This is a genomic window from Blautia wexlerae DSM 19850 (assembly GCF_025148125.1).
GTDB lineage: Bacteria > Bacillota > Clostridia > Lachnospirales > Lachnospiraceae > Blautia_A > Blautia_A wexlerae.
This window is the reverse complement of record NZ_CP102267.1, coordinates 4,312,289-4,326,819: the sequence shown is the minus strand read 5'-3', so window position 1 is coordinate 4,326,819 and position 14,531 is coordinate 4,312,289. Positions and strand designations below refer to the sequence as shown.

General features: G+C 37.9%; 16 protein-coding genes. All 16 read left to right on the top strand.

The genetic code is table 11. The features are described from left to right. Nucleotides 1–212 precede the first annotated feature (212 nt). A complete protein-coding gene (locus NQ550_RS20120; protein WP_025579925.1) occupies nucleotides 213–1,619 on the top strand; it encodes a DUF4368 domain-containing protein in 1,407 nt (468 codons plus the stop codon). Beyond that, on the top strand, nucleotides 1,616–1,999 hold the full coding sequence (locus NQ550_RS20115; protein WP_005930786.1) for a TnpV protein: 384 nt from the start codon (nucleotides 1,616–1,618) through the stop codon (nucleotides 1,997–1,999). Before NQ550_RS20120 ends, NQ550_RS20115 begins: the two co-directional genes overlap by 4 nt. Nucleotides 2,000–2,108: 109 nt before the next feature. Beyond that, on the top strand, nucleotides 2,109–2,357 hold the full coding sequence (locus tag NQ550_RS20110) for a hypothetical protein (protein ID WP_005930789.1): 249 nt from the start codon (nucleotides 2,109–2,111) through the stop codon (nucleotides 2,355–2,357). Beyond that, nucleotides 2,335–2,625: a hypothetical protein gene (locus tag NQ550_RS20105; protein WP_005930793.1), complete on the top strand. Its 291-nt coding sequence runs from the start codon at nucleotides 2,335–2,337 to the stop codon at nucleotides 2,623–2,625. Before NQ550_RS20110 ends, NQ550_RS20105 begins: the two co-directional genes overlap by 23 nt. Before the next feature lie 264 nt (nucleotides 2,626–2,889). Then, nucleotides 2,890–3,459 (top strand): DUF6560 family protein, encoded by a 570-nt coding sequence (locus NQ550_RS20100; RefSeq protein WP_044996656.1) that lies wholly within the window; start codon nucleotides 2,890–2,892, stop codon nucleotides 3,457–3,459. Nucleotides 3,460–3,752: 293 nt separating this feature from the next. Continuing rightward, nucleotides 3,753–4,133, top strand: a complete 381-nt coding sequence (locus NQ550_RS20095; RefSeq protein ID WP_003023131.1) for a hypothetical protein — start codon at nucleotides 3,753–3,755, stop codon at nucleotides 4,131–4,133. Between the two features lie 28 nt (nucleotides 4,134–4,161). After that, nucleotides 4,162–4,608 (top strand): hypothetical protein, encoded by a 447-nt coding sequence (locus NQ550_RS20090; RefSeq protein WP_003023134.1) that lies wholly within the window; start codon nucleotides 4,162–4,164, stop codon nucleotides 4,606–4,608. A gap of 316 nt (nucleotides 4,609–4,924) precedes the next feature. After that, nucleotides 4,925–5,674: a hypothetical protein gene (locus NQ550_RS20085; RefSeq protein WP_003023129.1), complete on the top strand. Its 750-nt coding sequence runs from the start codon at nucleotides 4,925–4,927 to the stop codon at nucleotides 5,672–5,674. Between the two features lie 241 nt (nucleotides 5,675–5,915). Next, nucleotides 5,916–7,295, top strand: a complete 1,380-nt coding sequence (locus tag NQ550_RS20080; protein WP_081703272.1) for a plasmid recombination protein — start codon at nucleotides 5,916–5,918, stop codon at nucleotides 7,293–7,295. Nucleotides 7,296–7,462: 167 nt separating this feature from the next. Further along, nucleotides 7,463–7,972: a DUF5104 domain-containing protein gene (locus tag NQ550_RS20075; RefSeq protein WP_008394495.1), complete on the top strand. Its 510-nt coding sequence runs from the start codon at nucleotides 7,463–7,465 to the stop codon at nucleotides 7,970–7,972. A 273-nt stretch (nucleotides 7,973–8,245) separates the two neighbouring features. Beyond that, nucleotides 8,246–8,716: a hypothetical protein gene (locus NQ550_RS20070; protein ID WP_008394496.1), complete on the top strand. Its 471-nt coding sequence runs from the start codon at nucleotides 8,246–8,248 to the stop codon at nucleotides 8,714–8,716. 314 nt (nucleotides 8,717–9,030) lie between these two features. Next, nucleotides 9,031–9,270: a DUF6061 family protein gene (locus tag NQ550_RS20065; RefSeq protein ID WP_006859036.1), complete on the top strand. Its 240-nt coding sequence runs from the start codon at nucleotides 9,031–9,033 to the stop codon at nucleotides 9,268–9,270. 249 nt (nucleotides 9,271–9,519) lie between these two features. Continuing rightward, nucleotides 9,520–10,209 carry a response regulator transcription factor gene (locus NQ550_RS20060; protein ID WP_009265522.1) on the top strand — a complete coding sequence of 230 codons (690 nt, stop codon included), beginning with the start codon at nucleotides 9,520–9,522 and terminating at the stop codon, nucleotides 10,207–10,209. Further along, the gene (locus tag NQ550_RS20055; RefSeq protein ID WP_006859034.1) at nucleotides 10,206–11,237 is read left to right on the top strand and encodes a sensor histidine kinase; all 1,032 of its coding nucleotides are present in this window, start codon (nucleotides 10,206–10,208) and stop codon (nucleotides 11,235–11,237) included. Before NQ550_RS20060 ends, NQ550_RS20055 begins: the two co-directional genes overlap by 4 nt. Nucleotides 11,238–11,388: 151 nt before the next feature. Next, the gene (locus tag NQ550_RS20050; protein WP_006859033.1) at nucleotides 11,389–12,054 is read left to right on the top strand and encodes an ABC transporter ATP-binding protein; all 666 of its coding nucleotides are present in this window, start codon (nucleotides 11,389–11,391) and stop codon (nucleotides 12,052–12,054) included. Between the two features lie 14 nt (nucleotides 12,055–12,068). After that, nucleotides 12,069–14,396, top strand: a complete 2,328-nt coding sequence (locus NQ550_RS20045) for an ABC transporter permease (RefSeq protein WP_006859032.1) — start codon at nucleotides 12,069–12,071, stop codon at nucleotides 14,394–14,396. Nucleotides 14,397–14,531 lie beyond the last annotated feature (135 nt).

Here is a 14,531-nt window from a genome sequence, read left to right as displayed (position 1 = left end):
GCTTGTCTTATTTGTGTTCAGCTTTTGGGGAGCCATCCCGCCACAAACCCGCATGAATACTGGATTTCTGCTTGTTTGTCTTTCCCTTTCCCGAATAACCTCTGTTCAATGAGTGGTTTGTCAGGGACACAAGTAAGAAAATTAAAGCTGTACTGAAATCCAGAGGTTCTTCCGGCAACGCTCATACAAGTAATATCCCACCATACGGCTATTTGAAAGACCCCGAAAACCCCGACCATTGGATTATTGATGAAGAAGCTGCTGAAGTAGTCCGCAGAATTTATCGCATGACTATTGAGGGAAAAGGACCTTATCAGATAGCAAGAGAACTTTCAGAAGAAAAAATAGAAAGACCGTCTTATTATCTTGGAAAAAAGGGACTTGGAAATCATGCAAGCAACTATGACAAAGAAAATCCGTATATGTGGCGAGGAAATCAGGTTACTACTCTGATTGCCCGACCAGAGTATATTGGAAAGACTGTCAACTTCAGGACATTCAAAAATTCCTATAAGGACAAAAAGACGAAAAGGGCAGACAAGGAAGATTGGGTGGTTTTTGATGATACACAAGAGCCTATTGTCGATGAAGAAACATGGCTGCTTGCTCAAAAGTTAAGACAGAATGTAAGAAAAGCCGATCCTATGGGCGAGCCTAATGTTCTGACCGGAAAGATTTACTGTGCTGATTGTGGTGCGCCGATGTATAATCACAGGCAGCGGAAAGGGCGAGAAAGAATATACTATACTGCCAAAGGCGAAAAAAGGACAAGTCATTCCAATCCGGCAGATTGTTATGAATGTTCCACATATAATCTGGGTTGTCAGAGATATGACCGGCATTGTACTTGCCACCATATTTCAACAAAAGCACTTAAAAGCATCATTCTGAAAACCATACAGGAGACTTGCCATTATGTTTCTTTGAATGAGCGGGAGTTTGTTTATTCTCTGCAAGAAGAATCGGCGATGAAAGATATTGCTGTTTCTGAAACTGTAAAAAACCGCATTGAAAGAAATCAGAAGCGAGTTCACGAACTGGATATGCTTATCAGGAAAATCTATGAAGATAATGTGATTGGAAGATTGCCGGACAGACTTTTTCAGAGTATGCTTACTGATTATGAAAATGAGCAGAACGAGCTGAACAAGATTATTGAGACTGACACCGCTGATATGCAACGGATTATAGGCGGTCAAAATAATGTGGAGCGTTTTCTAAAGCTGGTTAAAAAGTATGAGAATATTACAGAACTTACTCCTGCCATGATAAATGAATTTATCGACAAAATTCTGGTTCACGAGCCACAAGGAAAAGGTGCAGACCGCACCACAGAGGTGGAGATATATCTTAACTATGTCGGGCAATTTCAAGTACCTGTGGAGCAGCATGAACCAACAGAGGAAGAAAGGATTGCTGCTGAAAAAGAGGCGGAACGACTTCGCAGAAAACGAGAATCCAATCGTAAGTATATGAAAAAGATTCGTGAGAAATCAAAAGAATTTGCGGAGCATGAGCGTATAGCAGAAGAAAAAAGTTCTGATAGCAATGTGTGTGTTGAACAGAACGTCACAAGCAAATCAAATCGGCAAAAAGTGAAAGGAGAAAAAATAGCATGACAGAATTGAAATCACGAATCCATGACAAAAGCAACGGTCTGGACTATGTTCTTGTGGGCGATTACTATGTGCCGGACTTGAAGCTACCGGAGGAACACCGCCCTATCGGTATGTGGGGCAGACTGCACAGGACATATTTGGAGCAGTACCGCCCTACAAGGTTCTCTGCCCTCTGTTTATCCGGCGAACTGCATACTTACCTTGCTGACCTGGACGAACAGGCAACGGAAAGGTGCAGCCTTATCATTGAGCAGATGAAACAAGCCGAGGGCGTGACCGAAACCATGAAAGCAGACAATCAGATGTTGTGGGTACAGTCCATGAACTCTATCCGTAACCGAGCCGAAGAAATCATCAGACAGGAAATGATTTACTGCTGATTTTATCAAGTCCAAAACCAACAAATTTGTATCGTAAACGAAGCGACAGGTATTTCCTTATGAAGTGTCTGTCGCTTTTCATTTATCAAACTTTAAGGAGGAAAACACAATGAAGATGAACCGGAATGAAATGGAAGCCCTTTATGCCTTTGGCTGTCCGAACCTGAAAGCAACTGTCGAGCGTTTGCGTATGGTAGCTGCCCTTGCACCCGATCCAGTGGCGAAGAAGCTGTTTTATATGCTTTCCGTCAAGCTGAGTGCTGAGGGTGTTGAAAGGTGGTATCGCTGCTTTTACTGCAAGCTGCGTGTGTTGAAAAACCATAGGGAGGGCTGCTATGACGAGACTGACGAAGATTGAGAAAGAAACAATCGTTCTCTTTAATGAGGGCGAGGACAAGGCAAATATCTACACCCACAACGCCGGATTGAAAAAGAGGTTGGCTGCTTTTGCTAAGAAGTACCCTGACCTTTGCCGACTGGAAAAATCCAATGTTCAAGGCGGTGTTTCTTATGAGCTGGCAAAGTCCCGTCTGTCTATCCGTTTCCTGCCGCCTTACAGTGAGGAACGCAGACAGAAAGCCAGCGAATATGCGAAAAAGCATGGGCTGAACAGCCAGCAGGGATAATGTGATAATCAGGGCTGATATGCGGTTAAAATGTCAGGTGCAGACCTGATGTTTTGACCGTTGCCTATCGCCTGTGAGGAAAGTATCGGGGACTATGGATTTTGCGGAAATGTGCGTTACAAGGCTTGAACAGGAACTCTGTACACAAAATTTTTTCTTCCATTCTTTAAGTTGATGAAGTATAATGAGATATGAAAAATTGAGGTTTTTAATACTCGATTTCAAACAATCATTTTTATATAGCTGGAACTATGGAGGGCAAAAATGAATAATTTTTTACGAATGTGTTTGAATATAATTACACAAATAGGTCCCTATTTAGTTGTACTTCTTCTTTTGAAATATCTTGTAAATCTTCAACAAAAGAGAGCTAAAGAACGAGAGGAAGAACAGAAAAAGGGAATAATTAGGACGCATTATATAATAAAAACCGAAAAAGTACTTACTATGTTTTTTGTATTGGCGGTGTTTCTTTTTGGGGGAGCTACGGTAGCCAGTGCTATTCAACAAGATGATTTATTGCCACCAATTGGTTTTAGTATTTTCTTTATTGTTTCTTTAATCGGCTCATTGAACATGATTATGTGGAAACTGGAAGTGAACGGAGATGAAATCACATGGCGTTCAACTTCTGGAAGAAAGAGAACTTTTCACTTTGAAGATATTACCTATTGCGAGAGAAAGAAAGGTTCTATGCGTGTATATGTAAATGGAGAAAAATTATTTACCATTGATAGTAATATTGACAAAGAAGAATTTATGGAGGACATAAAAAGAAGAAGAATCCCTGTAAAATCTTACTGGGCAAATCAGCATAAGAAAAATCGTAAATGACATAGATTTTATAACAGTACGATGTTAGACAACTGAATATGACCGTCAAGGTCAGATGAAGAAACCGATGTATTGAGCGTAAAGCGATCATGCGTCGGTTTTTCTTATTTCATGAGCTGACAGAATTCCGACTGTATATCACCCGTGAGGAAAGTATCGGTGACTATGGATTTTGCATAAATGCGCGTTACAAGGCTTGAACAGGAACTCTGCACACAAATTTTTCTTCCATTCGTTAAGTTGATGAAGTATAATGAAAAATAAGATAAAGTTAATTCTTGGAGGTGTTATTCATGTTTGGTTTTAAGAAAAATGAAAAGCCAACGCTCATTATTGAAGCAAAAGATCTAATGGAAATTATCAAGTCTGATTATGATAATGATATGGCTTTTACTCTTATTGAGTTTTCCTATAATGAGAAAAAATATGTGATGGGTTCCTGTGTTTTACCTGCTAACGCAGAGGAATGTAAAGAAAATATATCTTTTATATTTCAAGACAGAGTTTTTGAAAGTTTTGAGGAATTTCAAACTGCTATTATTATAGATAATAAAAACATCTTACAATTAGAAAAACCCCTTGAAATTTTAAGAGCAGGAATTATTGATAATGAGCCTATGCTGAAAACGCCATGGGGAGATAAAAGATTAGCTGATAAAGCTGTTAATAAATAGCGTGTCGCTTTGAAAGGAGTACAAATTTATGGCATTATTGATGTTTAGAACTTTTGGAGTGATTATAGTATCATTTATAGTCTTAATTATGTATGTATTGCATAGAAAGAAAAATGGGAAGTTTATAAAACGAAAGGCTGTCAATGAAGAAGAAAAAATAAAATATCAAAAATGGGAAAAAATAATCAATGTGATGGCAGTTGTTGGGTTATTGATTCTCGGTATATTTATAACTGTTCCTTGTTGCTTGGATATACCTTATTTACTATCTAACAATTTAGTTGAAGTTACCGGAGAAGTTACACAAGGTGCAATGTCAGGAGAAAACTCTAATAGTGAAAGAAGAATACATATTAGAGATGAGAAAACTGGAGAAGAACATTCATTAAAATATTGGGGAACAGGTAGCGATTTAGGAGATAAGATAACTGTAAGGTATTTACCACACACAGAATATGGGTATGTAGTTGAATAGAATAAAAATAAATATCCTATTTTGTTTTGGGGAATTTGTAGATTACCTGTAATCTGCCACAACTGAATATGACCGTCAAGGTCAGATAAAGAAACCGATGTATTGAGCGTAAAGCGATCATGCGTCGGTTTTTCTTATTTCATGAGCTGACAGAATTCCGACTGTATATCGCCTGTGAGGAAAGTATCGGAGACTATGGATTTTGCGGAAATGTGCGTTATAGGTAAGTAAAAAACTACTTGATAGAGCGTGAATTGAATTGTTCATATCGGTATGATATAATTTACTGAAATGAAGCAAGAAGGTGGACTTTTGTATGAAAAAATTTTTGAAAATATTGCTAATCATTGTAGGAATAGTTTTTTTGATTTTTGCAGCGCTGATATGTATTGGACTGTTTGTTGATTATGATGACCATATTGAAAATGGTCGTTATACTTATGTTCCGGAAGATGACAATAAAGACAATGCATATGTCGAATTCAATTTGAGTGATTACGATAAAAAGGATTCTGAACTCATATATTATAGTTCTGTCGAAGAAGCTATTTTGAATTCTCCTTTGAATGCTGAAAATGAAGAATTTTCTGTTCCAGAAGATTTTCTTAATCATGTTGATGAAATATTGCATATATGGAATGGCAAACAGTATGATACTATTTTCTATCGGGCAGGAAGCGATAACGATCCCGTTCAAGGTTTTGTGATGGCACGCTGCAAAAAACAGGTGGAGGAAGCAAGTGTACAATATGCATTTATGAATGCTACACCGGTTACAACTAAAGCGGATAGCATTCTTATATCTGATATTACAGAACTAATTCGTTCATCTTTAAAATTAAGTGATTTTCAACAGGACTTGAATCCAAATTATCCAGATACCAGATTTGTTTTTGGCTATGCACATGATAAGGAAATTTACTCATTAGAAGTAGAAGGTCAAAAGCCAGATGGTGTTATTGAAATCAATGTATATGACAGAACGATGTATCTATGGTATTATGATGATTTAAAGAGCGACAAGAGAGGAAACAATCTAAGTTATTCAGTAGATGTGCCAGAGTAATTTTTCAAATTGGCTAATCTGCCACAACTGAATATGACCGTCAAGGTCAGATAAAGAAACCGATGTATTGAGCGTAAAGCGATCATGCGTCGGTTTTTCTTTTTTGCAAAATAGTCCGGTGGACTGTTTTGTAAAACCGAAGGGACTGACAGAGCTTGAGACGGGGCGAAGTCAGTTTGTTCGAGCGGGAGTACAGAGGGTGCAACCCTTTGTGCATGGGTACAGGGAATGCAATATCCCTGTGCAGGTCAAGGGCGGCAGCCTTGCCCAGTTAAGTGGCGTTTCGCCACTTAGTACTGGGTATTACTTGACGCAGAAAGCCGCAAGGAATCAGCTTCGCTGCCCTTCTCCCCTGTCGGGGAAATCAAAAAGAAAAGGAGGAACTCATGTGAAATTAACAAGGCACAATGGACGAGCTGGAAAGAATGGCGTTTATAATCCGAAGCACAATGACCGCAGTTTTGACATTGCCAACAGCGAACACATTGACGAAGAACGAGCCAAACAAAATCTCTATTGGGACTGTTACAATGGCTTCCGCAATTTCAAAAATCCCGATAAGGAAAATGAGCTGTCTGCCACTTTTGAAGATGTGGAACAGCTTTTTTATCGTCAGCGGTATCGTGATTTTGTAACCGGACAGAACGAAAGAAATGTGAAGAACCGACACCCTGAAAGGAATAAGGAAACCGGTGATTTGCTCAAAAGCAAAAAGACCTGTCCAGAGGAAACGGTCTATCAGATTGGAACACTTGATAATCATGTTCCACCGGAACTGCTCATTGAGATTGTCACAGAATTTATGGAAATCGTAAATGAGCGTTTCGGCTCTCATGTCCATATCCTGAATTGGGCGCTGCACTTGGATGAAAGCACCCCTCATATTCACGAGCGTCATGTGTTCGACTGTGAAAATCAATATGGGGAGATTGCCCCACAACAGGAAAAGGCTTTGGAAGCACTGGGATTTGAACTGCCGGAACCGGAGAAGCCTGTCGGAAGAAAAAATAACCGCAAGATGACTTTCGATTCAGCCTGCCGAGTGTTGCTGTTCGATGTGGCGAAAAAGCATGGCTTACAACTGGAAGAAGAACCCGAATATGGTGGTCGTGCTTATCTGGAAAAACAGGACTATATTCTTTTCAAGCAAAAGGAGCAACTGGCAGCACAGGAGCAAAAGTTGGAAGAACTCACGATGAAGATTGAAGATGTGGAAGCTCTGGTGGACGAGGTTGCCGATATTGCCTATGACAAGGCGGTTGAGGTCGTTGCTGATACTGTAAAACTGGAAACGCACAAGGAGGATATTAAGCTGGTGGAGCAGTCTAAAGCGTGGGTTCTCTCCCCTGAGCGTAAGGCTTCAAAGAAAGAAGTTGAGTATGCAGTGAAACGATTGGATGGCGTGATTGCCAGAATCACAAACGCTATGAAATCAACCATTCAGAAAATCCAAACCACGCTGATGAAACCGGAGGTCAAAAAAGCCGGAACGGAGCAAATCAAGAAGAAAGCTAAAAGTTCCATTATAGAGCAGTTGAGCCGCAAAAAGAAAGAAATAGCAGAGCGTGAAGTCAGCCGGACGGATCAGGCAAAAAGCAAAAAACAGGATATGGAACTCTAAAGCACTTGCTGTTTTCACTTTGAAAATGACAGGTGCTTTTGCTTTAGGGAGTAAGAAAATATCTTCCATTCTTTAGGTTGATGAAGTATAATGATAGTAAGAAATTTTTTGTAATGACCTTAATCCAATAAGTGATTTTGCAATTATTCAGTAAAGGATGTAATTATATGAAAAAAGTATTGTTGCTTTCCAGTGTGATTATTATACTCGGTTTAACAGGCTGCTCTAACAAATATTTCAATGACTGGTTTAGCTCTGAACAAAATGAAACGGATAAGATGTGTCAACAAATTATCGAGGCATGTAAGCAACAGGATTCAGAGAAACTAAAATCTCTATTTTCCGAAGAAAGCAAAAAGAACATTGAGAATTTAGACACTGAAATCTCTGCTTTTTTCGATTATATTGAGGGCAGTATCCAAAGGTTTGAGGGCGATTGTGCATCATCAAGTGAAAGCAACTATGGTAAAAGGAAAACGGAATTGGATGGTATGTATCTCATATTGACAGAGAAGGAAAGGTATTGTATGAATTTTTATATGTATAGTCAGGATGATGAAAATGCCCAAAATGTGGGGATATATAAAATTGAAATTGCATTGGAGAGCGAAGTGGCTGAGGATAATTTTATATGGGATAATCCCCCAAACGGTATTTTTGTTGGAGGACAAAATTGATTTTTGTTATGAGAGAACATTAAAGTATAAATTTCGGATGGTATAAGAAAAACTGACTACAATTAAATCTTCACAGCTTTACTAAGCAGGAAATCTGAAAAGTTCTCCTGCTTTTTTGCACTCAAAATAGAATGTGGAACTCTAAGACACTTGCTGTCTTCGTTTTGAAAATGACAGGTGCTTTTGCTTTGGGAGGCAAGAAAAAATCTTCCATTCTTTAGGTTGATGAAGTATAATGTAAGCAACAAACTTGAAGTTTAAGGGGATGATATTATGGATTTTGCTATATTTAGATTGTTTATAAGAGTTTCATTATTTGTTATAGCGTTAATTGCTTGCATTATCTATCTAATTAAAAAAAGAAAACTTATCTATTCGATATTTTTTGATAAAGAAGCGATAAAAAAAGAATATACTGGAAAAAATGATATAATATTTCTTCGATTGGCTAATACCATTCTTGTTATAGTAGCTATTCTTTTAATCTTATATTTGAAAGATTTTGTTTTAGATATGCCTTACATCATAAACAAACAGTATAGTTATGCAGAAGGATATGTAACTGAACAATCTCATGGTGGTGCAGATATATCTTCTGAAAGAAGAAGTGTTTTTCTATATGATAAAGTTAAAGATGATGAAATCGAAATCACAGTATTTTCAAGGTATATTGATAAAAATACTTATTTAAAGGTACAATATCTTCCGCATACGAAATATGGTGCTATTGTAGAAATTAAATAATTCATTCTAAAAAGAAAATTCCAGTTGATATTTCACATATTTTAGGAAATTTAATAACTGTTATATTTGATTATCAAATTCTTCGCAAACCCTTGAAAATACTAAGTTTGTAGCAAGTGAACTTTCCCTTACTCTTTCCCTTGTGTTACATTTTCCCATTGCTTTTCATGAACCTTAATATGGGAAAAATTAAGGGAAAGAAAATTTCATAACACAATATAACATATAACAATAACGACATGGTGAACTGATTGAAATGTTTTCGATATTTAACTCTGTAACTGATTATCAAAAGAAAATGGAGATAAGATACGATGAGAACAATTTATGCAGAATATAATATAAACCACGATAGTATTGATGTTTACACAAGTGCTGGATATATGCTTCGCATTGATTGCTGGGAAGCTGAAAAAAATTTAAAAACCACATATGGATCAGAATGTGCGCTTACTTCATTGGCTGTGGATGAGCCTTTGGAATATGCAAGATTATATCTTGATGGCAATTTACAGATGTGGGTGGATACAGAAGATTCATTAGAACTTTATTAAGCAAGAAGTGAGATAGTGTTGTAGGGAGTTTCCTGTAGTTAAAGATACCACACCCGATATGATGAACCCACGCTTCTACACTACCAGCTATGATAAAAGAAAGGACAGCAATTTGACACTGCTGTCCTTTCTTTTATAAAATTGCAGTACACAGAAAAAAGCTGTAAAATGAAAAATATATTTGTCCTTGTAACAATTCTCGGACATTTGCCTGTTATACTATCTGCAAAAAGAAAAGGAAGTGATAATATGAAGCATATTTTAATTGTCGAAGATGATAATCTTTTGAATAAAACGCTTACTTATAATTTGGAATTGGACGGTTACACAATAACTTCTGTTCTGAATGCAAGGACAGCCGCTGAATCATTAAAAACAAACATTTTTGATTTGGTATTGCTGGATATAAATTTACCAGACGGAAATGGTTATGACCTATGCCGTCTTATCAAGCCAGAGCATCCTGATACAGTAGTTATATTTCTAACTGCCAACGATCAGGAAAGCAATCAGATACGGGGATATGAAGCTGGTGCAGTGGATTATATCACGAAACCTTTTTCGATTAGTGCTTTGCAGCGAAAAATCAAAGCCATGTTCGCTATGTTGGAGCATCACAAACCAGCTAAGGATATTTACGAGGATGGTAGCTTGTTTCTGGATTTTTCGGAACAATTTGCAAGTTTGAACGGGAAACCATTAGCACTTTCTGCGATGGAATATAAAATGTTGAACCTATTTCTTAAAAATCCGAAGCAGGTACTTACTCGCCAACAATTTTTAGAAAAACTGTGGGATGTTGATGAAAAATATGTAGATGAACATACCCTTACTACTTCTATCAGCCGTATTCGCAGTAAGATTGAAGCGGATGGCGACACATATATCAAAACGGTTTATGGTATGGGGTATCAATGGACAGGAGGCGAAAAGAAATGAATCTGAATAACCTTTCTGCTAAGAAAATTTGTAGACTGGTTAGTGCTGGCATGGTTTTCTCTATGCTGGTAATTACCGGTATTTTCGGCGGTATAATGCAGGATATACGAATTTTTATAGTGGGTGGAACATTGACACTCTGTGCGTTTTTCTGGATTTGGCTATTGGTGCTGATTTTTGGAAAACGCCTTTCTCATTTTACTTCTAATTTGTGCCGGACGCTGGACAACATGATTGATGGAAACGAGGAATTACAAAAGTCAAATGATAGTGAAACTCTTTTTGCCCGTATCAACCACCGCTTAATTCGGTTGTATGAGATTATGCAGAAAAACCGGCACAAGGTAGACATGGAACGACAGGAGCTTCAAATGCTGATTTCTGATATTTCACATCAAGTTAAAACGCCTGTCAGCAATTTGCAAATGGTAACGGACACACTTTTAACAAAGCCTGTTTCAGAAGAAGAACGGATGGACTTTTTACAAGGCATACGTAGTCAGACTGATAAACTGGATTTTCTGTTCCAAGCACTGGTTAAAACGTCCCGGTTGGAAACCGGAGCAATACGATTAGAAAAGAAAGACAGCAGCTTATTCCATACGCTTGCACAAGCCATGAGCAGTATTGTATATGCCGCAGAGAAAAAAGAAATTGCTGTATCCGTGGATTGCCCGGAAAATTTGATAATCTCCCATGACAGCAAGTGGACAAGCGAAGCCCTTTTCAATCTGCTGGACAATGCAGTAAAATACACTCCGTCAGGTGGAAAGATTTCTGTATCAGTGGTTCAGTGGGAAATGTACGTAGAGGTCAAAGTGACCGACACCGGCAAGGGCATTTCAGAAAGCAATCAGGCTGCCATCTTCCGGCGCTTCTATCGTGAGGAAGAAGTACACGATCAACAGGGTGTGGGAATAGGTTTGTATTTGGCTCGTGAGATTGTAACAAGGCAAGGGGGCTATATCAAGGTTGTTTCAGAGCTGAGGCAAGGCTCAGAATTTTCTATTATGCTTCCTGTAAGGTAAGATATAACCACTTTTTTTGAAATGTCCGAGCGTTGTAACATTTCACTCTGATTTTCGATAAAAATTTTTTCTATCTCGGACATTTGTGTAACATTTGTGGTTTACAATGGCTTTATCAACAGATAGAAAGCCTTGAAAGGAGCATTTGAATATGAGCATTTTACAAACAATCGACTTAAAGAAGTATTACGGCACAGAACCAAATATTACTCGTGCCCTTAATGGTGTAAATTTTACTGTGGAACAGGGAGAATTTGTTGCCGTAGTTGGAACTTCCGGCAGCGGTAAGTCTACATTGCTTCACATGATGGGAGGACTTGATACCCCCACTTCCGGCAGCGTGATTGTACGGGGAGAAGAACTCGCAAAAAAGAATGATGATGAATTGACAATTTTCCGCCGTCGTAACATCGGATTTATCTTCCAAAATTATAATCTGGTTCCGATTTTGAATGTATATGAAAATATCGTCCTGCCTGTGGAACTGGATGGCGATACAGTAGACCAGAAATTTATGGACGAAGTTGTGTATATGTTGGCTTTAGAAGATAAACTGGAAAATATGCCGAACAATCTTTCAGGCGGTCAACAGCAACGTGTAGCGATTGCACGAGCTTTAATTACGAAGCCTGCGATTATCCTTGCTGATGAACCGACCGGAAATCTTGATAGCAAGACCAGTGCAGATGTGTTAGGGCTTTTGAAGCATACCAGCGGAGAATTTAATCAGACCATTGTAATGATTACTCACAACAACGAGATCGCTCAACTCGCAGACCGCATTGTACGGATTGAAGATGGTAAAATTGTTGGCTAAAGGAGGTGGGAATTATGAATTATCCTTTTGAAAATGATACCAGTGCAGTAATTAAAAAATTAGCACGAAAAAGTGTGCGTTTTGATAAGAAGAAAAACTTATTTTGCCTTTCGGCAATTATTGTAGCCGTTGCTATGATAATGATGTCGTTGCTCACAGTGCAAAATATCATTTATCAAAATCAGAAAGAAATCGAAGGATTACATCAAGGGATTTTCTTTGACATTACGCAGGACAGTAAAGAAAAGTTGTTAGCAAACGAAGAAGTAAAAAGTGTAGGACTTTCCTGTAATATCAAAACAGTGAAAGAAAATTCTAAAGAACTGTCTCTGATTTATTATGATGATGACATGCTTAGTTTGATTCCTGCCTTTGACGGAAAATATCCAGAGAAAGCAAGTGAAATTGCTGTTACAGATGCCTTTTTTGCCAGTGAAAATAAGTCTCCGGAAATCAACGCCATAGTTCAGTTGAATCTGGATGGTACTTTGAAGAATTATACTATTGTTGGTATTTATCATGATAAAACTTCTACCGCTTATCCTGTTTTTGTTTCACTTGAAAAATGCCGGGAATTACGTGGAAATAACCTGCTTAATGGATATGTTTGGCTTGAAAATGCAGATACCCTTACAAAAGACGAAGCAACAGAAATATTATCTCAAATTTCAGAGGAGACTGGACTGAATAATTGGACAGTCAGCAGTTACTATGATTATGTAAATACAACTTTGTCCTTCAGTAATTATGCGGTATATGGTGTAGTTGCTGCCATTTTGTTTTTAGCTGCCGCACTTGTAATTTACAGCATTTTCTATATTTCGGTTGGACAAAAAGTTGCTGAGTTCGGACAGCTTCGGACAATAGGGGCAAGTAAAAAGCAAATTTATAAAATAGTTCTTAAACAGGGTTATATGCTTGCAGTTCCGGGGATTTTAATTGGTAGTATCATGGGAACGATCATCAGCTATTGTCTGCAATCAAAAGGCTGGTCAGTATTTGCATTTATTGTTTCTCTATGTGGCGCATGCCTTTTTGGAATACTGCTTGTTTATATTAGTGTTCGTAAACCAGCAAAAATTGCAGCGAATACTTCTCCAATTTCCGCCCTGAAAAATCCAGTGGGAATTGTAAATTACCGCACTCACAAAAGACATCGTATTACGCCTGTATATTTAGCGAAAATCAGCTTTTCCAGAAACAGAAAAAAATCTCTATTGACCATTTTATCATTGGGACTGTGCGGAGTTATATTTTTCCTTGCAGCAAGTTATCAGAGTTCTTTTAATGCCGAGAGTATGGCTCGTTATTGGGATATGAAGTACGGAGATTTCAAAATCAGCATTGATTTAGAAAACGAAAGTGAAAATTTGGATGCTCTCTTGCAGAAAGAATATTTTTCTGATTATGTAAAGCGTGTTGGAGATATAGAGGGAGTTAGCAATATATTTACTTATGCTACCGTACCAGTTGATTTCTCAACAGACAATGATATTTCAGATAGCACCTTGATGCTCGGCTATAATGAAAAGGATTTGGCGTCGCTAAATGCAGCGGTTTTGTCTGGAAATATTACTGATGATACAGAATTAGTTGTAAGTGATCCCGAACGTATTTATGATGTTTACCATTGGAAACCTCAAATTGGGGATACTGTGACCTTTAATTTCAAAAATCATAGTGGTAAAACAATAACAAAAGCATTCAAAATTGGTGCAATCACTTCCAGCAATGATGGAATGGGTGGCTATATTTTCAGAATGCCGGAAAATATGCTCAAAGAACTTGCAGGTTATGACTGTACATACGCAATCGAAATACAAGCAGAAGCTGAATATCAGGAGATAATCGAGCAAGAACTCAAATTACTCGTTTCTGACAATAGGGATGTTCGCTTACAAACCCTTCAAGATTTTATTGTAGAACACCAATCAGACAATCGTGCAGGTTTTACATTAGCTTATGCGATTGCAGCCATCTTGTGGATATTTGCGGTCATCAATCAAATCAATCTTACTGTGACAAATCTTTTATCACAGAAACAGGAAATGGGCACACTAAAATCTATTGGTATGACAAATAAGCAGTTGAAGCAAGCATTTATGATGGAAGGTCTTTTTACTACTTTGATTGCATTGCTTATAACTGCTGTTGTTGGAATCCCCGGCGGATATGCAATCGGTATATTTTTGAAAAATGCAGGCATGTCTACGGGATTTGTATTTCCGGTTGTTGCTTTTACTCTTTTTGCTGTTGCTATGTTTATGCTTGAAAGTTTGATGACAATATTGCTTATTCATTCATGGAAGAAGCAATCTGTTATTGCAATAATGCGAAATTGATGATAGAAAGCTTTTCATATCTCGGTCAGCTCCACAATTACATTACTCTGCTGATACAGCCAGTCCGTAAATTCTTTCGGGCTGGCTGTTCCTGTTTTTACAGCCTTTTTTCTCTGTAATACTTCTTTTCATACA